Origin of the sequence: Arthrobacter sp. NPDC056727 (assembly GCF_042790555.1) — a bacterium.
Taxonomy (GTDB): domain Bacteria; phylum Actinomycetota; class Actinomycetes; order Actinomycetales; family Micrococcaceae; genus Arthrobacter.
The window spans coordinates 203770-228400 of the sequence record NZ_JBHTZA010000005.1 but is presented as its reverse complement, the minus strand read 5'-3'; the positions used below and the strand labels follow the sequence as shown (position 1 = coordinate 228400).

The window sequence follows — 24631 nt, the reverse complement described above, 5'->3', positions numbered from 1 at the left end:
GGGTTGGCGGGCCTGGCCGGGCTGCTGCTGTCCGCCGGGCTCTCCGCAGCGGTGCCCGGAGTCGGAAACCAAATCCTGCTGGACATCATCCTCGTGGCCTTAATGTCAGTAGTGTTCTCCTGCCATCTCGTGGTCTCGATCCCCGGAACGCTCGTGGCCGCCGTCGTCATCGCCGCGCTCATCAACGGCTTCACCCTGCTCGGTGTGGCGAGCCAGTGGGTGGGGGCGGCCAAGGGACTGCTGATCCCGGTGGTACTTGCCGTGGTGGGCGGCACCAGCGCCCAACAGTTGCTCACCGGCAGCGGGGCCCCATCTACCTGGTGCGCTCCCGGGTTCCTGAGAGCTTCGCGGTATGGGGTAACGGCTACCTGCTGGGCATCCCGCTTCCGGTTGTCGCCGCGGTGCTCGTCGCCGGCGTCGTCTATCTGGGCTTGGACGGCTCCCGCTGGGGCCGCGAGCTCACCGTGACGGGCGAGCAACCCAGCGCTGCCCGCATCTCGGGCAAGCGCGTGGGTGCCCTGAGCGCCTCCGCCTACGTCGTCCGAGTCGCCCAGCTGAAGGTCGTCTCCACTGAGGTCGGCGTCGACGGGGCCAACCGGATTTTCGAGGTCACCGGCTCCAGCTCCGCCAGTAACGACATCGGCATGGACCTGTTCTGGCGGAACATCCGGACTCATTCGCTGCATGACCCGGTGGACTACGAAAAAAATCGAGGTCGGAGCTGATTACCTGCTCGGCGACGTCCAGCCGATAACCCTGTACACCTGAGTCGGGAACATGTTCTGAGCATCCAGGGATACAGGCAAAACGCCCGGGACAGTCGGTACCGGAAAGTCTCCACCAGATGCATTATTAGTTCGGCTCCCGGCGTTTTGGTCCGTCCAAAGTTGAGGGAAGCCCTGTGCTGCCGCCTGCAACTTTCACGCTAGGGCCACGTCTATTACTCTCCGGTCACTGACGGCGTCTGCACACGTGTGCCACAGCGCTCCCTTCCGCAACCGGAGAGGTGCACGATGAGTGCCCCGGACCACAGGAAACTGGGCATTCGATCCTTCCACAGGCAGCTCGGCCTCCATCCAGGGGAACTGGGGTACGAAAGGATGTCCCGCTGTGAGAGTGTCAGAATGACATCTAAGGCCTTCACGGTAGCGTGTCTAAAAACGCCCGCTCAGATCCTATTCTGACAACCATCGCTAGGGGTGCCTGACGTCAGGCTGGGGTGTGCTGTACCCGGACACACCCTGCTACGACCAGTAGTCCCCTGCGGGCACGAGATGCCGTGCTTGGTCGATGCGGGAGTCGTAGCACCACACTTCGTCAGGGGTGATCTGGAACTGTTGCCAGCCTGCGCCGCCGCCGGTGATGAGCGCCGCGTGGCCCTGGATCTGGAGGCCGAGGGCACCATCGGCTGGCGGCGGACAGGCGTAGATCGCAACCGACACCCGGTCGTCGACAAGTAGGTTCTGGACGTGCCGGGAGTCCATCTTGGACGCGAAGTACAGGTTCAGCTGTTCGTCGGCGCGGTAGCCCAAGGGGCTGGTCCAAGGGCTGCCATCCTGGCTGATGGTCGAGAGCACCATGACGTCGGAGCGCTCGAGCGCTTCCCGGACCTGGCGCCCGCGTACGCGGTTTCCTTAGTGAGGCTGTTGGGTCCGCTGTGCAGTGGTGCCCGAGACGGCCGTCGGGGATCGGGTGAAATCAAAGGAAATACTTGGTTTGTTTGGTTTTGTCACGCACTTGCCCCGGGGCTCCAGCGGGATGCCGCCTGATGACGCGGGCCCTTCCGGATCTCTGAGGAAACGCGGTCCCCGTGGGATGGAGCTGCGGGTTGTTGCCAATGTGGCCGTCAGGGGCAGTTGCGGTGAGTGTCCCTGGTATCAAGCGGTGCGGTTTCAGTGCGCCGCTGGGTTTGGCGGGTGCGGTGGCCCGGCACCCCGCCTCAAAGTATGAATTCCTGCGGTACCAATGTGTCGAACTTGAGACCGCTGGAGGCCTCACCTCGGCCGGTGCCTTTCCGTGCGCCATACCAGAGATGAACGCTGCCGTCTGGGCCGCGGGTACGTTGGTAGCACTGGTCGACCACTATCCCGGATTTAGGTACCACCTCTTCGTAAATGAAGTACGCAGCGGGGAAGTTCTGGCGCAGTAACGGCGTCCTGGGCCGCACCTCCGACGGCGCCGCGAACTACACCTGGAACGCCGCCAGCCAACTGACCAAAATCACCGCAGGGTCCACCACAACCGACTACAGCTATGACGGGGACAACCACCGCGTCAGCACGACCATCGGCAGGACCACGACAACGAACTCCTACGACCCGCTCAGCGGCGTCCTGGTCCTTGAGCAAGGCGGCGGTAAGACGCTGCGGAAGTACGACCATGGCCTCGGTCTTCTCAGCATGACGGCAGGGAATATCACCTCCAGCTACCTCACCGATGCGTACGGGTCAGTCAGGGGAGTGGTCTCCTCGACCGGGACACTGAGCCTCGGTTACGCCTACAACCCCTACGGCGATACCCGGTCCACCACTACCGGGAAGAGTGCGCCCCAGAATCCTCTCCAGTTCATCGGTGCCTACAACAACAACCCGCTCTACCAAGTGGGGGCCCGCGACTACAACGCCGCGGATGGAAGGTTCCTCTCGCCCGATCCCGCCGGCATCCCAGGCCTCGGCTACACATACACAGCGGGCAACCCAATGGCTGGCATAGACCCGACTGGCCTCAGCGAGCAGGACTGGCGCGAAGTCGTCAACCAAATCGCCAACGGGGTGGCCACAGCCTCCGGGGGCGTAGCGCTGCTATGCCTGGTCGCAGTCATCTGTGCCGAGGTCACCCCGTTCGCTGCTGGACTTTCCGGAGCAGCCTCAGGAGTCGCCGTAGTCACGAGCGACGAAACCAATGCCTGTCTTTCAGGACATGGATCATGTCCTGAGGCCATCATCGGCGCTGCGATCGGTGCGGGCGCAGGGAAATTCGGCGTGGGAGGAAAGGCAGCGAAGGGACTCCTGGGCTCGACCAGCATAGGATTCCGATCAGATACCTCTCATATCTTCCGGAATGCAGTTGGCCACCTTGCCGAAGACACGGCAGAAAATCGGGCGCTGATACAGAGTGCGCTGGACCCCCAAAACTTAAGAAGTACTCTTACCCTGAAGGATGGTTCCACCTTGGAGAAGTACTTTAAGACGCTTCCGGACGGGACGCAGGTGTGGGCCGAGGTTCGTAACGGTCAGGAAATTACAAATGGAGGACTTAATGGCATCGCCAAGTGATCCGACCCAAGATACAACTGACCTCACGGCACGTGAGGGATTCCTGGTCATGTCGAATTTCATATGGGAATATGCGCAGAGAGCTGGAGATGATCTCATTACCCTGCTCGGTGATACGGAATTGGAAAGTGACGGCCAGCCCACGGACCCAGCGGCCTGGGAGGACTGGCTGGCGAGCATACGGCGAATCAAGGCCGGACTGCCACCGCGCACCGAAACATGATGGTTTTGAAACCACCGGGGAGGAACTGATGGAGAAGTGCGTTGTCGTCCGATGTCGCGCCTTGCGCCGCATTATCGACGCTACTTCTGCTTGAGGGCGATGTAGCAAGACATTCGTATGGCCGACCGGGCTGCGCGGCGGGCGATGACCGCTCGGCTGTAGTCGAGTAGATCAAAGAGCTTTCGGGCGTCGACGTGCTGGGAGAGGTTGCGGGTCTCGCGTTTGGGACCCCTTGCGCGTCGATTCCAAGGACTTTAAGCCGCTCGGAGAAGGGCGCGGGGCGGAGTGGCTGTTTCCTCACGGGTGCCGGAAACAGCCACAACGCTCACTGACGTCAGGTTGGGGTGTGCTGCAGCAAGACGGCAGTTCCGCGTCCGAATGATTGCGTGATTGCATCAGCCCGCTAGGTACTGTCGCCCAATCCCGCCATGCAGCTACTGATAGTGCCGTTTGGACGCTGCCGGGCCCTTGCAGGTTCCCGCTGAGGCCCTCACAGTCGGTTCACAATGACCGGAAAGAGGCAGCACAGGGCGGGGTTCAAGTATTGGGTCATAGCCTTCGAACAGTCGGAGCGGAACCTTAGGAGCACAGACATGAACCATGTCAAGAAGATCGTTGCAGGCGCTACCCTGATCGGAGCCCTGTTAGGTGGCGGGGCTCTGGCCATTACGGCCCTGCCTGCTAACGCGGCCACGAACACGACCACGACAGCGTCCACTTCGGCGTCAGGAACTGATGCCTCTCACACACGCGATGAGACCAAGGGCGGGCATGTGGGGGCCAACGGCGTAACCGAGGCCCTCCTGACCGGGGATACGGCGGCGAAAGTCAAGGCAGCCGCCCTGGCCGCCAACCCGGGAGCCACCATCGAACGCGTGGAAAACGACGCTGAGGGAGCCACCTACGAAGCCCACATCGTCAAGGCCGACGGCACCAGCGCCACGGTGAAACTCGACGGCTCCTTCACGGTGACCGCAACCGAAACCGGCGGCCCCGGACACTGACCCCTACCCTGCCGTCCATGTCATTGACGGGGCCCGGGCCACCGTTGGCCACCCGGGCCCCGTATCGAAACTAGAAGCCCCGGCGCGGCGTGCCAACGATGGTGACCCCGGTGGGAACTACTGGACCAGCCACGCCACCGCGAGCAGTGCGCCCGCGCACAGGATGGTGGTGCAGAGGATCACGTCGCGGGCGACGGTCGTGCCGCGGCCGTACGGGGAGGCGAACAGGAAGACGTTCTGCGCGGTGGGGAGGGCGGCCATGATCACGCTGGCCAGCAGGTGCTGCCCCTCGAGGCCGAAGACAAAACGTCCCAGCAGCCAGACGATCACGGGCATGCCCGCAATTTTCAGGAAGGTGGCCACGAGGGTTTCGGTGCGGCCGTCGTCCTTCTGCAGCGGCGCACGGCCGGCCAGCGACAGGCCAAAGGCGAGGAGCACCATCGGGACGGCCCCGCCGGCCAGCATGTCGATCGGCTTCTGCAGCAGTTCCGGCTCCTGCCACCCGGTCAGCGCAACGAAGACGCCGAGGGCTGAGGCGATGATCATGGGGTTGGACAGCGGCTGGAGCAGCACCTTTTTCCACGAGATCCGTGCGCCGGAGGACACCCCCAGAAGCGTGAGGTAGAACGGGGCCAGCACCAGGAGCTGCACCAGCAGTACCGGGGCCACATGCTGGGCGGTGCCGACGGCGTACAGCGAGACCGGGATGCCGATGTTGTTGGCGTTGGCGTAGCTGCTGGCCATGGCGCCGACGGCGGTCTCCGCGGCCGGGCGGCGGAAGAACAGGAAGCTCAGCAGCCAGTAGAGAAGCCCCACTGCCGCTGCTGAAAGCAGCGCCAGCGGGGCGTCGGTTCCGAGGGCGGCCCGGATGTCCGAGCCGGCCACCACGGTGTAGAGCAGGGCGGGGTTGGTGATGTAGAAGGCGGTGCGGGTCAGCGCACCCTGGACTTCGGAACCCAGGATGCGGAACCTGGCAGCGAGGTAACCGACGGCGATGACTGCTGAAACGATGAGGATTCCGGAGACAACGCCGCCCACACTCTGCCCTTCTAATTACCTGTGCTCCAAGCACCCGCAAGCAACACTTCCATCAGCAGCCCTTCATGGGTCTCCGCACGGCCGTCTTCCTGTTGCGAGAGGGCCGGCCGTGCGGAAGTTGGGACATGCCGCGCCTCGCCTATCGGATGAGGCAGGGACGCTTCGGGTCGAAGGACCAGCCGTCGATGTAGTACTGCATGCCGATGCTGTCGTCGCGCGCGTCCAGGCCGTGCTTCAGGTACAGCTGGTGTGCCCTGTCCAGGGCCTCGCGGTCCAGTTCGATGCCCAGGCCGGGAGCGTCCGGAACTTCGATGGCGCCGCCCTTGATCTGCAGCGGGTTCCTGGTGAGGCCCTGCCCGTCCTGCCAGATCCAGTGCGTGTCCAGCGCGGTGATCTCGCCGGGGGCTGCCGCGCCGGTGTGGGTGAACATGGCCAGCGAGATGTCGAAGTGGTTGTTCGAGTGCGAGCCCCAGGTCAGGCCGAACTCGTCGCACAGCTGCGCCACCCGCACCGAACCGTGCATGGTCCAGAAGTGCGGGTCCGCCAGCGGGATGTCCACGGCGTTGCTGCGGATGGCGTGGGCCATCTCCCGCCAGTCCGTGGCGATCATGTTGGTGGCTGTCTTCAGCCCGGTGGCCCGGCGGAACTCGGCCATGACCTCGCGTCCGGAGAAGCGGCCTTCGGCGCCGCAGGGGTCCTCGGCGTAGGCCACGACGCCCTGCATCCGCTTGCCCAGCCGGATGGCCTCCTCGAGCAGCCAGCCGCCGTTCGGGTCCAGGGTGACGCGGGCATCGGGGAAGCGCTTGGCCAGCGCCGTGACGACGTCCACCTCGTCGTCGCCGGACAGCACGCCGCCCTTGAGCTTGAAGTCGCTAAAGCCGTAGCGCTCCTGCGCGGCTTCGGCCAGCGCAACAACTGCCTCGGGCCTCATTGCCTCCTGGCGGCGCAGTTCTTCCCAGCGGTCCGACGGCGATTCCTCCACCAGGTACGGCAGATCCGTCCGCTTGTGGTCGCCGACGAAGAACAGGTACCCGAGCATCGGCACGGACGTGCGCTGCTGGCCGTCGCCCAGCAGTTCGGCCACCGGGACGCCCAGGAACTGGCCGTGCAGGTCCAGCAGTGCGGACTCGACGGCGGTGACGGCGTGGACGGTGGTGCGCAGGTCGAAGGTCTGCAGGCCACGGCCGCCGGCGTCGCGGTCGGCGAACGCTGCTGCGATTTCCCGCAGCAGCGAGCGGTAGCGCGCCACCGGCTTCCCCGCGATCAGGGCGCCGGCTTCCTCGATGGTGGTGCGGATCTTTTCGCCGCCGGGAACCTCGCCGAGGCCGGTACGGCCGTCGGAGTCGGTCACGATGACCACGTTCCGGGTGAAGAACGGCCCGTGGGCGCCGCTGAGGTTCATCAGCATGCTGTCATAACCGGCGACCGGCACGACCTCGACGCCAGCGATGAGGGGCTGATTGCTCATGCGCTGACTTCTGCCGTCTCGTCAGAAGGCACAACGTTGCCGTTGATGCGGCGGTTGAGGTGCCAGGGGTTTGCGTCCCGGAGGGCTGCCGGCAGGAGTTCCAGGGGCAGGTTCTGGTAGGCGACAGGGCGCAGGAACCGGTTGATCGCGAGGGTTCCCACGGAGGTGGTGCGGGCGTCCGAGGTGGCAGGGAAGGGGCCGCCGTGGACCATGGCGTGGCCCACTTCGACACCGGTAGGCCAGCCGTTCACGATGATGCGCCCCACCTTCTGCTCGAGCACGGGGATCAACGGTGCCGCCGTCGGGTAGTCCTCTTCAGTGAGCTGCAGGGACGCCGTGAGCTGGCCCTCGATCCGGTTGACGGCCTCGATGAGTTCCTCGGCGGAGGAGTAGCGGATCACCAGGGATGCCGCGCCGAAGATCTCGGCGTGCAGGACTTCGTTGGTGATGAAGTCACGGACTTCGGTGCCGTAGATGGCCGGTGCCGGGGCGTTCTCGGTGGGGCCGGGGGTGCCGGTTCCCACCACGGTCACATTCTGCGCGGCGGCCAGCGCCTGGGTGCCGGCGTTCCAGGAGTCGGCGATTCCCGCGGTGAGCATGGTCTGCCCGGCACAGGCTGCCACAGCACGGCCGACTGCAGCGGCAAACTTATCACCTGCCGCACCGGCGGGCGCGAAGAGCAGCCCAGGGGAGGTGCAGAGCTGGCCCGAGCTGCCGGTGACGGCGGCGACATAGGCGGCGGCGAGCGAATCGATTGATGCCCCGTCACCCTTGAGAGCACCCTCGAAGACGAAGACCGGGTTGAGGGAGGACATCTCCGCGTAGACGGGGATGGGCTCCGGGCGGGCGGCGGCAGTGCGCATCAGCGCGATGCCGGCGGACTGGGAGCCGGTGAAGCCGACGGCCTTGATGGCCGGGTCGGCGACGAGGGCCTGGCCGATGCTGGAGCCGGGGCCGTAGATGAGGGAGAAGACGCCCGGGTGCAGCCCGAGGTCCTTGACCGCCTTCGTGACGGCGTGGCCGACGAGTTCGCTGGTGCCGGGGTGGGCGTTGTGGGCCTTGAAGACCACGGGGCAGCCGGCGGCGAGGGCAGAGGCCGTGTCGCCTCCCGCCGTCGAGAACGCCAGCGGGAAGTTACTGGCGCCGAACACGGCAACGGGGCCGAGCGGGATCTGGCGCTGGCGGATGTCCGGGCGGGGCAGGGGCGTGCGGTCCGGGATGGCCGGGTCGATGCGCACGCCGCGGAAGTCGCCCTGCCGGACGACGTCGGCGAAGAGCCGCAGCTGGCCGGTGGTGCGGGCGCGTTCGCCGGTCAGGCGGGCGGCGGGCAGGCCGGTTTCCTGGCCGGCGCGGACGATCAGTTCGTCACCGATCGCTTCGATGTTGTCCGCGATGGCGTCCAGGAACGCGGCGTGGGTTTCCGGGTCCAGCGTGCTGAAGGAGGCGAAGGCCTCGGCAGCGGCCGCGGTGGCGGCCTTGAGCTGCTCCTCGGTGAGCAGGGTGTAGGCGGGCTCGAGGGCCTCGTTAGTAGACGGGTTAAAGCCGTTAGTGGTCTTGCCTTCGCCAATGACGGTCTGTCCGGCGATCAGGGAGTGTCCGGTAAGGGTCACGATTGTTCCTCCTATATATATAGGTCGGTGGGCTATATAGGTCGGTGGGCTGGGAGCTAGGAGACCTTCGCGATGAGGGCCTTGAGGTCGGCCAGGTCCTTCTCCGCCATGTTCTGCAGCGGCGGGCGGACGGGGCCGGCGGAGCGGCCGATCGCGTCAAGGCCGCCCTTGACGATGGAGACAGCGTAGCCCTTCACGCGGTCGCGGATGTCCAGGTAGGGGATGACAAAGTCGTTGAGCTTCTGGTTCACCGCGACGCGGTCGTTGTTGCGGACGTCCTGGTAGAAGTCGAGGGCGAACTGGGGAACGAAGTTGTACATGGCGCTGGAGTACGTGCTCATGCCCAGCTGCAGCAGCGGCAGCGCGAAGGTCTCCGCCGTGGGGAGGCCGCCCAGGTAGAACAGGCGGTCGCCGAGCTTGGCGTAGACGCGGGCGTCGTGCTCGAGGTCGCCCACGCCGTCCTTGAAGCCGATCAGGTTCTCGTGGCGGTCGGCCAGGGTGGCGACCGTGGTGTCCTTGTAGATGGCGTTGGCGCGGTTGTAGATGATGACGCCGAGCGAGGTGGCGCTGCAGACGGCGCTGACGTGGTCGATCAGACCGCCCTGGTCGGCTTCGGTCAAATACGGCGGCAGGAGCAGGATACCCTCGGCGCCCGCGGCCTCGGCGGCCTTGGCGTTTTCGATGGCCTGGGCGGTGGAGCCACCGGCAGAGGCGAGGACGGGGACGGTGCTGCCGACTTCTTCGACGGCGGCACGGACCACGCGGGCAGACTCGGCAGGAGTGAGGGAGAAGCCTTCACCCGTGCCGCCGGCGGCGAAGAGCCCGGCGACGGGGTAGCTGGCCTGCCACGCCAGGTGCTTGCGGTAGTTCTCCTCGTCGAACTGCAGCTGCGCGTCGAACGATGTGACCGGGAAGGACAGCAGGCCGTCCTTGAGGATGTCCGCGAGTTCCTGAGGTGTGTACTTTGCCACGGTGGTGTCCTTTGTGGTGTGCGCCGCGTGCGGCAGGCTGATGGTTCCCTTCCAGAGTAGGAGCGGCGCTCATGCCTGTCTAAGTTCAATTTTGTATCCACTGATACTTTTGATGCATGGTTTTGAAGGGGTGGGTGTGTTACTCCATCGAGAACTCGAGACCCCTCAGGACCCGCCCCAACGCGGGGTTGGTAATGCCGTGCTTCCAGATGGCGTGCAGCTCAACCTGGCCCGCCTCGTCTCCGGCCAACGGCAGAAATTCGACGCCTTTAACCCCCAGGAGCGCGGCCGAGTGAGGAACAAACGCCAGCCCCCGTTTGGCAGCGACGAGTGAGACCATGGTCAGGATCTGACTGACGGTGTGGACTACGTTGGCATGATGAATGGTGAGCGTACTGACCACGAGGTCGTAGAAGTAGCGTGCCTGGGTGGCAGAGTGCATGATCAGCGGTTCGTCCTTGAAATCCTCCGACGTGATGTCCCGGCCCAGCAGGGTCAGCGGGTGGCCGGACGGTACCGCCACCGCCATTGATTCCCGGTACAGAAGGTGGGAGCCGAAGGTTTCACTGTCGAAGGGAGGGCGGGCCAGGCCCAGGTCCAGCTCACCGGTCAGAAGTCCGCCGATCTGGTCGCCGGTGACCAGTTCCTGCAGGTCTACGTCAACATCCGGAATCAGCTGGGAGATTTCCTCCAGGAGCGGACCGAGGATGCTGAAGCCGCTGGCGGCGGTGAACCCGATGCGAAGCAGGCCTGATTGGCCGGACGCAATCCGCCGGGCGGTGACAGGTGCCCGCTCGGCCAGGGCGATGAGCCGGCGGGCCTCGTCCAAAAAGGTCCGCCCGGCATACGTCAGTTCGACTTTCCTGTTGTCCCGCTCCAAGAGTTGTGCACCTACTGTCTTTTCCAGCTTCTGGATCTGACGGCTCAAGGGCGGCTGCGTCATGTTGAGCCGCTCGGCTGCCCGGCCGAAGTGCAGCTCCTCAGCAACGGCGATAAAACCGGTCAGTTGGTCGAAGGTAAACATGATGCCTTTCGGGTATCGCGTAATGCAGAGTTAGCCTTAGACAGGCATCATACCCGTCTTTACACTCTTTCTAGCGAGTCCCGAAGTGACTCCTTTCACACTCTCCAAGACTTATCAGCATCTCAATGAGGAGCCACAATGAAGTCCTTCCCTACCCGCCGCACGGTCCTTGGGACCATGTCGGCGTTCACCCTGCTGGCAGTGACCGCCTGCGGCGGCAACGTCGCCAGCGGCGGCTCAGCCGATAGCTCGAAATACCCCAGCGGACCAGTCACCCTCACTGTGGGTCAGGCCCCCGGCGGTAGCACCGACCTGATCGCGCGCGCCCTGGCAGAGGGATCCTCTAAGACTCTTGGCCAGCCGATGCCGGTGGTCAACAAGCCCGGCGCCAACGGTGCCCTGGCCACCAAGGAAGTGGCCGGTAAGCCCGCCGATGGGCAGGAACTCGTCTTGCTCAACGCTTCCCTGATCACCATCACCCCGCTGGCCGTTTCTGCTGATGAAGCGGTAAACATCGATAACCTGGACATCATCGCCGGGCTCTCCCAGGACGACTATGTTCTGATCGCCAGCTCCAAATCCGGTTTCAAGAGCTTCAAGGACGTCACCGACGCCGGCCGCAACGTCACCTACGGCACCACGGGCGTTGGCACCGGCAGCCAGCTGGCCCAGACTGTGCTCTTCAAACAGGCCAAAGTGAAGGGCACCGACGTTCCCTTTGACAGTGGCAAGCCCGCCCTGACTGCCGTTCTGGGCAACCAGGTGGAACTGGCCACCGTCCAGCTCGGTGAGGCAAAGGCCCAGATAGATGCAGGTCAGGTGACGCCGCTGCTGGTGTTCTCCGAGAAGCGAAACAGCTTCCTGCCCAACGTTCCCTCGGCGAAGGAAGCCGGGTATGACGTCCCTGTGGCCCAGTACCGCGCCGTGGCTGCCCCGAAGGGAACCCCCCAGGAGGTGAAAGACAAGCTGCTCGCTGCCTTCCAGGAGACGTTCAAGACGGACGCCTACAAGGAATTCAATAAGAAGAACCTGCTGACCCCCAAGGAGATCACCGGCGAGGAAGTTGTCAGTGAGTGGAAGGGTTACGCCGCGAAGTACAAGGAGCTGGTGGAGAAGTACGGCATCAGCCTGAGCGGAAACAAGTAAGGACCATGGAGACTACTCCAGCAGTATCCCCAGGACGGGACGGCAGTACCGCCGTCCCGTCCGGCGGGGGCACAGCCAATGACCTGCCCGAGGCCCTGACCCCCGAACAGCTGGCCGCCCAGTGGGATGAAGAAAAGCCACCCGCCGCCGGCGCCCTCGCCAACGCCGCCTCTTCCCTGGTAGTCATCGGCGTCGGGACCGGCGCCCTGGCTCTCTCGGTCGCCATGGGGCTTGGCACCCTGCAGGCTCCCGAACCCGGGTTGTGGCCATTCATGGCCAGCTGCGTGATGGTGGTGCTTGGACTCTTCCAGCTGATCCTCGGCCGGCATAACCGGGACGCGGAAAAATTCACCCGCATGTCCCTGGCCGCGCTCATCGGCCTCGCCACCCTCGCAGCCATGGTCGCGCTCATGCCGCTGATCGGCTTCGAGATTCCCGCCCTGGTCCTGTGCGCCATCTGGATGAAATTCCTCGGCGGCGAGACCTGGCGGTCCACGATCCTGGTCAGCGTCCTGGTGGTGGTTGCGTTCTACGCCATCTTCATCCTGGCGCTCGGCACCTCCATTCCCCACCTCTTCTAGGAGACCACCGTGGATTTCCTCAATCCTGTGATCAACGGATTCGCCGTCGTCCTGGAACCAACAAACCTTCTCTACTGCCTGGTCGGCGTCGTCATCGGCATGCTGATCGGCGTGCTGCCCGGATTGGGCCCGGCAGCGACCATCGCCATCCTGCTTCCCCTGACCTACGGGATCGAGCCGGTCACCGCCATCATCATGCTCGCGGGTATTTTCTACGGGGCCCAGTACGGCGGCACCATCACCTCGGTGCTTCTGCGACTCCCCGGCGAAGCGTCGTCCGTGGTCACCGTCTTCGACGGCTACCAGATGGCCAGGCAGGGCAAGGCCGGCACAGCACTTGGGCTGGCCGCCATCGGATCCTTCATCGGCGGCACCGCAGCCATCATTGGCCTCACCTTCCTGGCGCCGATAGTGGCCGGGTTCGCGCTGGACTTTGGTCCGCCCGAGTATTCAGCACTGGCAATGCTGGGTATCCTCCTGGTGGCCACCATCAGCGGGGGGTCCAAGGCCAAGGCGCTGATCGCCGCGGCTGTCGGGCTGCTGCTGGCCACCGTCGGCCGCGACATCTTCACCGGCGAAAGCCGCTTCACCTTCGGCAGCCTGGAACTCGCTGACGGCATCGACTTCGTGCCGATCGCCATGGGCATCTTCGGTGTCGGCGAGATCCTGTACAACCTGGAGGAACGGCACCGCGCCGCCAAGGCGCCGTCGAAGGTCTCCAACGTCTGGCCCTCGAAGTCGGACCTGAAATTCGCGTCCGGTGCGATCACCCGTGGCTCCGTGCTCGGGTTCTTCCTGGGCATCCTGCCCGGTGGCGGTGCCACCATCGCCTCCATGGCCTCCTACGCCATGGAAAAGAAACGGGCCAAGCAGCCCGAACGCTTCGGCAAGGGCGCCCCGGAGGGTGTCGCAGGACCGGAAACGGCCAACAACGCCGCGGCCACGTCCTCCTTCATTCCGCTGCTGACCCTCGGCATCCCGGCCAACGCCACCATGGCTTTGATGTTCGGCGCACTGCTCATCCAGGGCGTCACACCGGGCCCGCAACTCGTGGAGCAAAACCCGGACCTGTTCTGGGGCGTGGTGAACTCGATGTACATCGGCAACATCCTGCTGCTGATCATGAGCCTGCCCCTGGTCGGCATCTTCGTCCGGATCCTCCGCGTCCGCGCCGCAATCCTTGCCCCGATTACCGCACTGATTACCCTGCTGGGTGCCTACACCATCAACAACAGCATGTTCGACGTCACCCTCGTGGTGGTCTTCGGCATCGTGGGCTACCTGATGAAGAAGTTCGGCTTCGAACCCGGACCACTGGTCCTGGCCTTCGTTCTGGGCGAACTGCTGGAAAGCTCACTCCGGCGTTCGCTGCTGGTGTTCGGCGGCGACCCCACCGGTTTCTTCACCCGCCCCATCTCAGCAACACTGCTGGTGGTCTTCGTCCTGGTGGCCGTGCTGCCGGGCATCCGCAGCATGATCGCCAAGCGCAAATCCGCACCCGCGGCTTCGGCCGCCGGTTCAACCATTAAGGAAAAGGTATGAGCATCATCGTCGGCTTTGTTCCAACTCCCGCCGGCGAGGCAGCCCTCACCGCGGGCATCGCCGAGGCGCTTCTGCGTCAGGAGGAGCTGGTCATCGTGAACTCCGCCCGGCAGGGGGCGCTGGTGGACAAGTCCGTGGCCCCCGAGGACATCCTGGCAGAGGCGGCGAAGAAAGCCGCCGACGCCGGCGTGGCTGCCCGGGTCATCCAGCCGCCCTACCAGCATGACCTCGCCGAGGAGTTTCTGGACGTCGCCAGGGAGATTGATGCCTCACTGATCGTAATTGGCCTGCGCCACCGCACGCAGGTGGGCAAGTTCATCCTCGGCAGCCACGCACAGCAGATCCTGATGCAGGCCGACCGGCCCGTGCTGGCGGTCAAGGCCGACGGCGGCAGCTTCAAGGATTAGCCAGGGAGCAGACATGTACAAAAGCAACAAACGGCAACGGCCGGTGACGGTAGCCGCGCCTATCCCCAACTGGTCCAAACTAAGCAAAAACGATGAAGTGCAAGTGCGTTTCGCCGATGGCAGCTGGGGGTCGGGGGCTATCGACATGATCGCACCGGACCGCAGCGTCTTCTGGATGATCCAACACGACGGAGCCGGCAGAAAAATGCTCTGCTACGGAGACGGTGCGTCCGTCACCAAAATCCCAACGGCAGGACAATCGGGCCACGCAAAGCCTTCCTGACCCGGAATCCTTTGGTGTGACCGAATTACCGGAAGAAGGGCCTGGCTGTAGAAAACATCTACAGCCAGGCCCTTCTGCCGTTCCATGACCTGATCCGGGACAAGGTTGGCGGGGGCTCAGTCATAGCGCTGCAGCGGTCCGGGCCCACAACTACACCCGCCCACACCGTGCATTCCCGGAAGGTATCACTTCATGCGAAAAGCGTCTTGGACGCGCATGAGATGCACGCCATATATTTATGAAAGCACCAAGTGTGCGAGGTCACTCTGACAACCAGAACGCCTATGGCGACTCTCACCTCCCAAGGTGCAAAGAATTTATACCAAGACAAGGATCAACGATGTCCAAACCTGCTCTTGTTTCGTCGGGGGAAACGGAAACGGCCATGCAGCCACGAAACGGCCGCAATAAGTCCCACACGCGTTTTCTCGTGCTGGGCCTGATCTTCTTCATCACTGTGATCAACTATGCTGACCGCAGCAGCATGTCCATCGCCGGCACCGACATGACTAAAGAGCTCGGGATGACATCCGTTCAGCTCGGATTCGTCTTCTCCGCTTTCAGCTGGGCCTACGTCGTCGGACAGCTTCCGGGTGGATACCTGCTGGACCGCTTCGGGGCCAAAAAGACCTATGGCCTGAGCCTGGTGCTCTGGTCGGCCGCCACCCTCGTGGTCGGATTCGTGGGACTCATTTCCACCCCCGTGCTCGTCTCCGTGGGCATTCTCTTCGGTCTGCGCCTGTTCCTGGGCCTCGTTGAAGCACCGGCATTCCCTGCCAATGCCCGCATCACCACCATGTGGTTCCCCACCAAGGAACGCGGCCAGGCCACGGCCGTCTTCAACTCCGCCCAGTACCTCGCCACCGCCATGTTCGCGCCCATCATCGGCTGGATGACGTTCACCTTTGGCTGGCGTATCGGCTTCTACGTACTGGGCGCCCTGGGCCTGGTCATGGCTGTTGTCTGGTTCCGCTGGATGAATGTCCCGTCAAAGCACAAGCGCGTCAGCGGCGCAGAAATCGAGGCCATTCGAGCCGGCGGCGGCCTCGTGGACCTGGACGAGTCAGCCAGCCTGTCCACCCGGAAAACCACCATCACCCGGGCACAGTTCACCCAACTGTTCACCAGCCGGATGTTCTGGGGCCTCTACGTGGCACAGTACGCGGTCAACGCCCTGACCTACTTCTTCATCACCTGGTTCCCCATTTACCTGGTCAGCAGCAGGCACCTGAACATCATGCAGGCCGGCTTCATCGCCGCCATCCCCGCCCTCGCAGGCTTCGCCGGCGGCATCCTCGGCGGATTCATCTCCGACCTCCTCCTGCGCAAGGGAGTGTCACTGACGAAGGCCCGAAAAATACCCTCCGTCACCGGTATGGCCCTTGCCATGCTGATCATGCTCTGCCCCTTCACGGACAGCACACCCATCATTGTGCTGCTGATGACGCTCGCGTTCTTCGGCAAGGGCGTCGCTGCACTTGGCTGGGCCTTCGCCACCGACATGGCCCCCAAGGAAGCCAACAGCGTCTCCGCGTCCATCATGAACGCATTCGGCAACATCGCCGGCATCGTGACCCCGATCGTCATCGGAATCGTCATCTCCGCCACCGGCAACTTCGACGTCGCCCTGTGGTTTGTCGGCGCCCACGGAGCCGTCGCCCTGCTGGGCTACCTCATCATGGGCCGAGTCAAGAGGCTCGAATTCAAACCCACCAAGGACGCTGCAAACAGCGAAGCTCTTCAGCCCTAGAGCACTTGCCGCCCGAATTCAGACATCCCCGACCTCCCGCCAAACCTGGGGTCGGGGATGTCTGTTTAGAGAAGTGCCAGCCTTCACAATTAACCGCCAGCACCCCAAAATTGCACTTGTATTAGAAGTGCGTAACTTGTACTATAACTAAAGTGGCGATGCAGCCGCACGAAGCTTTCAAGGAGAATCCAATGAGTACCGTCGATCTCATCCGGCACGTCAAACTTTCCACCGCACGCCTTCCGCTGGCCGTGCCCATCAGCGACGCCAAGGTGTTCACCGGACGCCAGAAGCCCATGACCGAGGTCGTTTTCCTCTTTGCCGAGATCACCACCGAGCAGGGCCACACCGGCCTCGGCTTCAGCTACTCCAAGCGCGCCGGCGGCCCGGCCCAGTACGCCCACGCCAAGGAAGTCGCCGAGGGAATCATCGGCGAGGACCCCAACGACATCGGCAAGCTGTACACCAAGCTGCTCTGGGCCGGCGCGTCAGTGGGCCGCTCGGGCGTCGCCACCCAGGCCCTCGCCGCAATCGACATCGCCCTGTACGACCTCAAGGCCAAGCGCGCCGGCCTGCCCCTGGCCAAGCTCCTGGGTTCCTACCGCGACTCCGTCCAGACCTACAACACCTCCGGCGGCTTCCTGAACGCCACCCTCGACGAGGTCAAGGCCCGCGCCACACAGTCCGTCCAGGAGGGCATCGGCGGCATCAAGATCAAAGTGGGCCTCCCGGACACCAAGGAGGACCTGCGCCGCGTGGCCGGCATCCGCGAACACATCGGCTGGGACGTCCCCCTGATGGTCGACGCCAACCAGCAGTGGGACCGCGCCACTGCACTGCGCATGGGCCGCCAGCTTGAGGAGTTCAACCTCATCTGGATCGAAGAACCGCTGGACGCCTACGACTTCGAGGGCCACGCCCACCTCGCCCAGGTCCTGGACACCCCCATCGCCACCGGCGAAATGCTCGCCTCCGTGGCCGAGCACAAGGGCCTGATCGCGGCCAACGGCTGCGACATCATCCAGCCCGATGCCCCGCGCGTCGGCGGCATCACGCAGTTCCTCCGCCTCGCGGCCCTGGCCGACGAACGCGGCCTGGGCCTGGCACCGCATTTCGCGATGGAAATCCACCTGCACCTGGCCGCCGCCTACCCGCGCGAACCCTGGGTGGAGCACTTCGACTGGCTGGACCCGCTGTTCAACGAACGCCTCGAAACCAAGGACGGCCGCATGATCGTTCCGGACCGCCCGGGACTCGGCGTCAGCCTCAGCGACCAGGCCCGCGCCTGGACCACCGAGACGGTGGAATTCGGCAAGTAACCTTGAAGCCATGAGCCGGACCCTCACCGCGGACCTCGCAGCCGACCTTCGCAGGCGCATCGTTGACGGCGACATACAGCCGGGCGCGAAGCTGCCCAGCGAAAACACCCTCATCGGCGAGTTCGGCGTCAGCCGGACAGTGGTCCGGGCCGCGCTCACGCGGCTCCAGGCAGAGGGTCTGGTGGAAACCGAACGGGGGCGTGGCAGCTTCGCGCTGACCCCGCCCCCGCACGGCGACCCTCACCCGGCCGGCGGCCGGCCCATGGCCAGCCTGGAGGACCGGCTCCACCTGCTCGCATTCCGCCTAGGCGTCGAGTCCGAGGCCGCCGCTCTCGCGGCCCGCAACCGGACAGACCGGCAACTGAAGGCCGCACATAAAGCCCTGGAAGAATTCGCGGCAAGCGGCGCCCACCCAGCTCACGCCATGAAAGCTGATTACGAGTTCCACCGCGCCATCGCCGCAGCATCCGCAAATCCCTTTTATACCGACTGTCTCGCCTCGCTGGGGCCCACTATGATCGCCATGCCCCGCACCAGGCTGATGACCAGTGAAGAACACTATGCCCGCGATCACTTCGAACAGGTGATCCACGAGCACTGGTCCATCTACGAAGCGATCGTGGACGGCGATGATGCGGCCGCATCCGCGGCCATGCGCAGCCACCTCTCCAATTCCCGACGCCGCCTGATACGCGCGGCGCGCGCACAAAACAATTAGGCTAGGCGGACTTGGCGCAGCAGCGGGTTTTTGACCCAAACCTGGTCCCGGACGTGCAAGGCATCTGCATCATAGTGAAGACCTCAATGGCAGCAGCTTCTTTGGACGTGAGTCCGGATCGTCCAATACGCCCCAAGGAGTCTCCAGTGACATTTACCAGATCTCTCGGACGTCGAGGCCCCCTCCCAGCGTGCAAGACGCACCGCCCGACCGGTGCCCGCGGCGGCGGGGCCGCGACTGTAGCCGTCCCCATCACGATGCTGTCCCTTCAGAGACAATCCGGCGAGGACGGCTGTGAAGATGGCTGTCACTATTGCGACGGTCCGGAAACCGACTAGCCCGGCATCGGCCAGGGACTTCTTTCAACTGCAGGAGTCCCCTACCAAGAGACCCCTCGAGCTGCTTACTGCTGTCGCAGAACAGGCGAAATGTCTGGCGCAGAATGACTGGGTAGCCGGCGGAAGCTGGGCTTCGGGCGGTCCTGGGCGAATTGAATTCTGCGGACGCTCTTGCCCGCTTTGACGCCGCCACCGGTGGGCGGCCATCTCTTTTGAAGGACACCAAGCACAACCGGTGGCTAACTCCCGGGCACTGGAACTTGCCGGCATCGGCTGGTGCGAGAGCCAAACAATACGTGAAAAGCTCAGGCATCAGGTTTGGTTGTACTGATCGGACAGGTCGGTCAGCCGGCCGTTGCCAGGGACAGTTCATGAAGAGCAGCGGCCAGAGCCCCCGTGTTGAGCCAAGGGCCAAACAGCACCTCATGGATAAGGACGCGAGCGACCGCCGATAACCGCGATTCCGTCAAGCAAACAGCCGTGCCAGGTTGGGGTGTAGCTGAAACTGCCAGCCGTCTGAACCAATTTCCTACCGAGGCAGTCATCCGTCAGAAACGCGGGCGCAAACTGTAGCCCCTACTCTGAACTTGCGGGGCCAACCCGTAGGCATGAACGGAGGAGGGGACGTGACGGAAGAACAAACAATCGGAGTCGTGCAGGACCTGACGGCCCTCGCCGTCGGCGACATGATTGAAGCCTGGCACGAAGGACGGTGCTACAACCGTGGAAAGGTGCTGCAGACAATGCCGTCCATGGGGATGTTCTGGATTCTGGACACCGGCAGCGGCACCCGCAAGCTCGTTGATTTCGAATCCCTGATCGTCCGCCGCCTCTCAGCGGAAGAACCCCGAAACAACCCTTCCGTTGCCTAAGTGCTGGCCCCGGTGTGAATTCAACGACCTGCTGGGATGCTAAACCATGAGGCCGGGGAATGAATAGAACATGGGAAGCTCGATGAATGTGCCGGAGAAGGACGCGCCGCGCTCAGCATCTGAAAAAGATCGCTGACCTGCTGCACTGGCCAGTGACCTCGCAGGCCCTGAATTAACCGAAGAAGCACGTTAGGCCTACGCACTGGCACGGAAATTCCGTGACCGGGTCGATGGGCTCTCCACGCGGGCACCCGCGCGCCGGAGTCCCACGCTTATTCAAGCCCATCCCGAAACAGACCGTAAGGCCATGCAACGAGCTCACCCCTCTGCCTTTCTGGTCCTGTCTAAACCCGATGACCGGTATTCCGTCCAGCAACCGGCAGGTGTCAGACGGGGGTGCAGTTCAACCAAGGCAGAGCCGCAGCTGCCGAAGAAGCCCGGCGTCCTCCTGGGGATCGTCCTGATGCGCGGGCAGGGATACGCGAAGGGCCATGGACATCATGTCCATGGCCCTTCGTATTGTGCGCGCTTTAGGCGACGGGGATCTCGAGCAGGGTCTGGGCGTAGGCTTCGTTGGCCTTTGCGGAGGTCAGGAATTCGATGAAGGCGCGCGCTTCGGGGTTCTCTGCTGCTTCCAGCGCGAGGGCGGCGGAGAATTCGGTGTAGTGCTGTACCTCTGCCGGGAACGGGCCGGCGATCTGTGCTTCGGGGACGAAGAGCAGTTCGCTGAGCTGCTGGATGGCGACGTCGGCCCGGCCGTCGACGACGGCGTTGGCGATGAAGCCCTTTTCGATGATGGTTGCTTTGGCGTTGATCTGGTCGGCGATGCCGAGGCGGTTGAGGAGTTCTGCGAAGTAGATGCCGCTGGCGCCGGTTACGGAGTAGGCAACGGACCGGGCGTTGAGCAGCGTCTGGACGAAGGCGTCCTTGGTGGAGATGTCCGGGACGGGGGCGCCGGCGGGTACGGCGAGGCCGACGCCGGTGCGTGCCACAGCCTGGCGGGAGGTCAGGTCGACGAGGTGGCCGAGGCTGTCGAAGGAGCTGGTGACCCCGATCATGACGTCGAAGGTTTCCCCGGCATCGATGCGGCGCAGCAGCTGCACGGTGGGGTCGTAGACACCTTCGACGGTGATCCCGGTTTCTGCGGTAAAGGCATCGAGGATGACGTCGTCCAGGGCTTTCTTGACGGCGAGGGTGCTGAAGAGTTTCACGTTCGTGGTGTTCCTGTTCTGTGAGGGCATTGGCTGACGGCATGCCGGGGCAGCCGAAGCCAAAAAGGGGGTCGGTTCGAGGGTTCGGGCGCGCGGTCAGGCCGAGGGCGGTGCGAGGGCGTCGCGTTGTGCCTGGGTCAGGGGCCTGACCGGCATGCCGCGCAGGAGCAGGAACAGCTTCGCTGTTTCCTCCAGCTCTTCGACCGCGTCAGCTGCGGCTGAGAGAGAGGTTCCGGCGACGACGGGTCCGTGGTTGCTGAGCAGCAGTGCGGGGTTGCGTCGTGCTGCGTCCTCGGCGATGTCCCGCAGGGCATCGTCTCCTGGCGCATGGTAGGGCAGCAGCGGCAGTTTCCCGATGCGCATGGCGTAGTACGCGGTCAGTGGAGGCAGGACATCGTCGGTGTTCAGGCCGTCGAGGCAGGAGACCGCGGCGGCGTGCGTGGAGTGGGTATGCACCACGGCCTGGGCGTGCGGGCGTGCCCTGAGTACGGCGGCGTGGAGAAAGGCCTCCTTTGACGGTTTGGGCCCGTCAAGGTGCTTTCCCTGCAGGTCGATCAGCGAGATCTCCTCGGGCAGGACGGTCCCGAGGCTGGACCCGGTGGGGGTGACCAGCACCCCCTGTTCTGTCCGGATGGAGATGTTGCCGGTGCTGCCGTGTGTGAGGGACCGGTTGAACAGCGACCGTGCGGTGGCGACGATCTGTTCACGGGCGTCCATGGGTACCTCCTGCTGCCAGGGCGGCTGTCGGCGCCGAGGCCCGCACGAGCAGCTCCGGGTCGCCGAAGTTGCCGGATTTGAGCAGGAGGGTCACTGACTGGTTGCCGGTTGTGTGGATCCACGGGACACCACGGGCGGCTTCAGCTCCGACGAGCCCGCCGCTGACGCCGAGGGCGTCGACGACCGCGCCGGAGGTTTCCCCGCCGGCGGCGATGATGCGGGTGACGCCGCGTTCGAGCAGGCCGCGGGCGATGAGGCCGGTGGCTTCTTCAAGGATCGCGGCGCTGCCGTCCACGCCGAGGCGTGACTGGATCATGGAGAGCCTGACCGGCTCGACCGAGGAGTAGATCAGCGGCGATGCGGCGGGGTCGAGGCTGTCGTACCAGGCCAGGGCCTCGGCGGCCAGGGCAGCGGCGTCGGGGGTGGCGACCGCGTCCAGGAAGAAGGAGGGCCGGCCCGCCCGGTGCATGTGTTCGATCTGTTCCAGTGTCCGGGCGGAGCAGCTGCCGGCAACGACGGCTGAGGGACCGTGGTGGTCCTCGTCGATGCCCTCGGTGCCGGCGGTGCCATAAACCTCGGCGTAGGCGACGGCGATACCGCCGGCCAGACCGGCTGCCCCGCCCACCAGAGGTTCACCGAGGACGGCGCGGCCTATATCGGCCAGGTCGCTGTCGCTGACGGCGTCAGCGAAAACATACCGCGCACCCTCAGCACCTGCAGCCTTGAGACCGGCACCGATAGCCTCCACGCCACTCCGAATGGTTTCATGGCGCAGGAGCCCCACCGGCCGGTGCGTCTGCTGCCCGAGAAGGCGCCGCAGGTCCGAGTCCGTCATCGGGGTGAGCGGATGGTGGCGCATGTGGGATTCGGCCAGCAGCAGGTCTCCGACGAAGAGCTGGCCCTCGTACTGGGTCCGGCCGTGTTCGGGGGAGCTGGGGGTGTTGACGACGGTTCCTGCCCCGAGGGCGTCGGAGAGGGCGTCGAGGACCGGGCCGATGTTGCCGGCGGCGGTGGAATCGAAGGTTGAGCAGTACTTGAAGTAGGTCTGCGTGGCTCCGTGCTGCTGCAGCCAACGGCTGGCTTCCAGGGAGAAGTCCACTGCTTCGATGGCGGGCAGCATCCTGGTCTTGAGGGAGATAACCAGGGCGTCGTGCTCGGGCAGCTGAAGATCGTCTTCCGGGGTTCCGAAGAACAGCAGGGTCCGCAGGCCGCGGCGCCGGAGCGCCACGGCCACGTCGGTGCCGCCGGTGACGTCATCGGCGATGACGCCGATGACGGGCCGCCGGCCGCTGGTCTGCTGCGCGGCTGCGCTCACTTGTCGTCCTCGTGCATGTTTGCTACTTCTTCACGTCCGGCCTTCGTGTAGAGGCCGAGGTAGGCGAAGATGCCGCCGAGGGAGGCAAGGATGCAGATGGTGTTCACACCGGTTTCACCGAGGGCGATGACGAGGTCCGCGTTGATCAGAACGATGCCCAGTACCTGGCCGAGGGCAACGATGATGCCGCCGAGGACAAGGCCGATCATGCAGATCCGTGAGGCGTAGGAGAACAGTCGGTGGACTGCGCTTCCTTTGCCTGCCTTGGCCATTGGTGCCTCTGTCGTGTTGCTGGTCTGGTTGTCGTTGACGGATTTGTTGGTCATGGAATCCAAAGCACACCTACTGCGATGAGTACGCCCAGAAGGAACGTGGGGATGAGGTAGTACATGATGACGGGGAAGAAGGTCTTCACCGGGTCGACGCCAGCGATGCCTGCGGCGACGTAGAGCGGGGCTGCGCCCGGTGGGGAGGCACTCTCGGATGCCGCCCAGATCAGCAGGGCTGCAAAGGCCAGGGGAGCAGGGATGCCGGCGGCGGTCAGGGCGGCGAACGCGACGGACCCGACGGCGGCGAGGGTGGCGGTGGTGCTGAGCGGGCCGGCGACGATGATGATGATGATGCCGACGATGATCGCCACGACGATGGCGGGAACGCCGTTGAGCATGGCCAGCAGCGGTGTCATCTGCTTGCTCAGGCCAAGCTTGGAGATAACGTCCGAGGCGGAGAATGCCGAGATCATGGTGACCGCTACGATGCCGAGCTTGGGGCTGATCTTGCCGAACATGTCCCACCAGGCACGTCCGGTGCGGGGGAGTTGCTTACGGCCGACGATCAGGCCGGGCAGAAGCATGGCCACGGGGAGCCACACCAGGACGGGAACTGCATCGAAGGCGTCTTCCCCGACCCGGTCGGTCACGAAGGTGCCGGACGTGGCGAGGATGGGCAGGGCCACGGCGGCGAGGACGAGCAGGGAGGTCCAGCCGAGAAGGAACGTGACCCGGAGGGGTTTGACGTCTTCGGGGTCCATCGCGCCGACTTTTTGCTTGCGGATGAGGAAGAACGCGGACACCAGGCGTACGACGACCATCCAGAGGGCGGCGATGAAGGCCGTGAGGGCCATGGTCTGGGCCGAGACGACACCGGTGACGGTGGGGGCTGCGAGCAGCAGGAAGAACGCGCCGCTGAACGGGAACACGGCGCCGACGCCGGAGTTGCCGCCAAGGACGACGGCCGCGGTTTCGCCGCTGGCGTTGGAGCGCTTGATCCAGGGGATCGTGATGGCACCAACGGTCGCGGCCGTCGCCGCACCGTTGTGGGCGACGGCGCCGAACACACCTGAGCCCACGGTTGCGGCGTAGATGGACCCGCCACGGAGCCGGCCCAGCATCGAGGACAGGATGTCGACGATGCGCTGGATGATGCCGGCCTTGGTCAGGATCTCACCGACGATCACGAACGCGAGGGCCGCGAACACGACCTCGTTCTGGATGCCGGAGAGGAATCCCTTCCAGAGAACGGGAAAGAAGTCGGCGCCGGCGAATCCGGCAGCGGCAACGAAACCGACGAACATGGCTTCGGCGATGTTCCGTTTGAAGACGACGTTCCACAGAACGATCGCCGCGATAAAAGCGCCCAAGGCGAAGATGGCAGTCACTGCGCCATACCCCCCTTGGGATCGGGAAGCGCGCTAAGAGCGCGTACTTGCAACATGAGGCCTCCTCATTGAAACCCGCTAGGACCAGCGTAAGACAACGCCAGGCCCGCGAAGAATAGTATAGCGAACAGCACGAAACTATACTATTTCCATGTGGTCTAC

The 24631-nt window shown here is 64.4% G+C and carries 22 protein-coding genes and 1 pseudogene; 12 read left to right on the top strand and 11 right to left on the bottom strand.

Annotated features, from left to right (window positions below; genetic code table 11):
• Positions 1-320 precede the first annotated feature (320 nt).
• A complete protein-coding gene (locus tag ACFRAH_RS07420; protein WP_377990261.1) occupies positions 321-725 on the top strand; it encodes a hypothetical protein in 405 nt (134 codons plus the stop codon).
• Positions 726-1244: 519 nt separating this feature from the next.
• Here ACFRAH_RS07420 and ACFRAH_RS07415 read toward each other — a convergent pair.
• Positions 1245-1601 (bottom strand): annotated as a pseudogene (locus ACFRAH_RS07415) (pyridoxamine 5'-phosphate oxidase family protein); the annotation flags it as partial.
• A 513-nt stretch (positions 1602-2114) separates the two neighbouring features.
• On the opposite strand from ACFRAH_RS07415, the gene ACFRAH_RS07410 reads away from it, so the two are divergent.
• Positions 2115-3275 carry an RHS repeat-associated core domain-containing protein gene (locus tag ACFRAH_RS07410; protein WP_377990260.1) on the top strand — a complete coding sequence of 387 codons (1161 nt, stop codon included), beginning with the start codon at positions 2115-2117 and terminating at the stop codon, positions 3273-3275.
• 816 nt (positions 3276-4091) lie between these two features.
• The gene (locus tag ACFRAH_RS07405) at positions 4092-4502 is read left to right on the top strand and encodes a hypothetical protein (RefSeq protein ID WP_377990259.1); all 411 of its coding nucleotides are present in this window, start codon (positions 4092-4094) and stop codon (positions 4500-4502) included.
• A gap of 117 nt (positions 4503-4619) precedes the next feature.
• Here ACFRAH_RS07405 and ACFRAH_RS07400 read toward each other — a convergent pair whose 3' ends face one another.
• From ACFRAH_RS07400 to ACFRAH_RS07380, 5 genes are all read right to left on the bottom strand, one after another.
• The gene (locus ACFRAH_RS07400) at positions 4620-5540 is read right to left on the bottom strand and encodes an AEC family transporter (RefSeq protein WP_377990258.1); all 921 of its coding nucleotides are present in this window, start codon (positions 5538-5540) and stop codon (positions 4620-4622) included.
• A gap of 139 nt (positions 5541-5679) precedes the next feature.
• On the bottom strand, positions 5680-7008 hold the full coding sequence (locus tag ACFRAH_RS07395) for an enolase C-terminal domain-like protein (protein ID WP_377990257.1): 1329 nt from the start codon (positions 7006-7008) through the stop codon (positions 5680-5682).
• Positions 7005-8618 carry an aldehyde dehydrogenase (NADP(+)) gene (locus ACFRAH_RS07390; RefSeq protein ID WP_377990256.1) on the bottom strand — a complete coding sequence of 538 codons (1614 nt, stop codon included), beginning with the start codon at positions 8616-8618 and terminating at the stop codon, positions 7005-7007. The genes ACFRAH_RS07395 and ACFRAH_RS07390 overlap by 4 nt, the downstream gene beginning before the upstream one ends.
• Before the next feature lie 56 nt (positions 8619-8674).
• Positions 8675-9589, bottom strand: coding sequence for a 5-dehydro-4-deoxyglucarate dehydratase (kdgD, locus tag ACFRAH_RS07385; protein ID WP_377990255.1), 915 nt, complete (start codon positions 9587-9589; stop codon positions 8675-8677).
• A gap of 139 nt (positions 9590-9728) precedes the next feature.
• Positions 9729-10613 carry a LysR family transcriptional regulator gene (locus tag ACFRAH_RS07380; RefSeq protein WP_377990254.1) on the bottom strand — a complete coding sequence of 295 codons (885 nt, stop codon included), beginning with the start codon at positions 10611-10613 and terminating at the stop codon, positions 9729-9731.
• Positions 10614-10751: 138 nt separating this feature from the next.
• Here ACFRAH_RS07380 and ACFRAH_RS07375 point away from each other — a divergent pair, with 138 nt between their 5' ends.
• From ACFRAH_RS07375 to ACFRAH_RS07335, 9 genes are all read left to right on the top strand, one after another.
• Positions 10752-11759 (top strand): Bug family tripartite tricarboxylate transporter substrate binding protein, encoded by a 1008-nt coding sequence (locus ACFRAH_RS07375; protein WP_377990253.1) that lies wholly within the window; start codon positions 10752-10754, stop codon positions 11757-11759.
• A gap of 5 nt (positions 11760-11764) precedes the next feature.
• On the top strand, positions 11765-12340 hold the full coding sequence (locus tag ACFRAH_RS07370) for a tripartite tricarboxylate transporter TctB family protein (RefSeq protein WP_377990252.1): 576 nt from the start codon (positions 11765-11767) through the stop codon (positions 12338-12340).
• Between the two features lie 9 nt (positions 12341-12349).
• A complete protein-coding gene (locus ACFRAH_RS07365) occupies positions 12350-13882 on the top strand; it encodes a tripartite tricarboxylate transporter permease (RefSeq protein ID WP_377990251.1) in 1533 nt (510 codons plus the stop codon).
• Positions 13879-14289 (top strand): universal stress protein, encoded by a 411-nt coding sequence (locus tag ACFRAH_RS07360; RefSeq protein ID WP_377990250.1) that lies wholly within the window; start codon positions 13879-13881, stop codon positions 14287-14289. Before ACFRAH_RS07365 ends, ACFRAH_RS07360 begins: the two co-directional genes overlap by 4 nt.
• 13 nt (positions 14290-14302) lie before the next feature.
• The gene (locus ACFRAH_RS07355) at positions 14303-14572 is read left to right on the top strand and encodes a hypothetical protein (RefSeq protein WP_377990249.1); all 270 of its coding nucleotides are present in this window, start codon (positions 14303-14305) and stop codon (positions 14570-14572) included.
• A gap of 385 nt (positions 14573-14957) precedes the next feature.
• Positions 14958-16322 (top strand): MFS transporter, encoded by a 1365-nt coding sequence (locus tag ACFRAH_RS07350; protein ID WP_377990248.1) that lies wholly within the window; start codon positions 14958-14960, stop codon positions 16320-16322.
• A gap of 191 nt (positions 16323-16513) precedes the next feature.
• The gene (locus tag ACFRAH_RS07345; RefSeq protein ID WP_377990247.1) at positions 16514-17641 is read left to right on the top strand and encodes a mandelate racemase/muconate lactonizing enzyme family protein; all 1128 of its coding nucleotides are present in this window, start codon (positions 16514-16516) and stop codon (positions 17639-17641) included.
• Between the two features lie 10 nt (positions 17642-17651).
• Entirely contained in the window at positions 17652-18359 is a 708-nt protein-coding gene (locus tag ACFRAH_RS07340; RefSeq protein WP_377990246.1) for a FadR/GntR family transcriptional regulator, read from the top strand.
• A 964-nt stretch (positions 18360-19323) separates the two neighbouring features.
• Positions 19324-19569, top strand: coding sequence for a hypothetical protein (locus tag ACFRAH_RS07335; RefSeq protein ID WP_377990245.1), 246 nt, complete (start codon positions 19324-19326; stop codon positions 19567-19569).
• A 530-nt stretch (positions 19570-20099) separates the two neighbouring features.
• On the opposite strand, the gene ACFRAH_RS07330 is transcribed toward ACFRAH_RS07335, so the two are convergent.
• The 5 genes from ACFRAH_RS07330 to ACFRAH_RS07310 all read right to left on the bottom strand — a co-directional run bounded on the left by ACFRAH_RS07330 (position 20100) and on the right by ACFRAH_RS07310 (position 24469).
• Positions 20100-20780: a substrate-binding domain-containing protein gene (locus ACFRAH_RS07330; protein ID WP_377990244.1), complete on the bottom strand. Its 681-nt coding sequence runs from the start codon at positions 20778-20780 to the stop codon at positions 20100-20102.
• A 96-nt stretch (positions 20781-20876) separates the two neighbouring features.
• On the bottom strand, positions 20877-21497 hold the full coding sequence (gene otnC, locus ACFRAH_RS07325; RefSeq protein ID WP_377990243.1) for a 3-oxo-tetronate 4-phosphate decarboxylase: 621 nt from the start codon (positions 21495-21497) through the stop codon (positions 20877-20879).
• Entirely contained in the window at positions 21484-22812 is a 1329-nt protein-coding gene (gene otnK, locus ACFRAH_RS07320) for a 3-oxo-tetronate kinase (RefSeq protein WP_377990242.1), read from the bottom strand. Before otnK ends, otnC begins: the two co-directional genes overlap by 14 nt.
• Positions 22809-23138, bottom strand: coding sequence for a hypothetical protein (locus ACFRAH_RS07315; RefSeq protein ID WP_377990241.1), 330 nt, complete (start codon positions 23136-23138; stop codon positions 22809-22811). Before ACFRAH_RS07315 ends, otnK begins: the two co-directional genes overlap by 4 nt.
• Positions 23135-24469 (bottom strand): TRAP transporter large permease subunit, encoded by a 1335-nt coding sequence (locus tag ACFRAH_RS07310; protein ID WP_377990240.1) that lies wholly within the window; start codon positions 24467-24469, stop codon positions 23135-23137. Before ACFRAH_RS07310 ends, ACFRAH_RS07315 begins: the two co-directional genes overlap by 4 nt.
• Positions 24470-24631 lie beyond the last annotated feature (162 nt).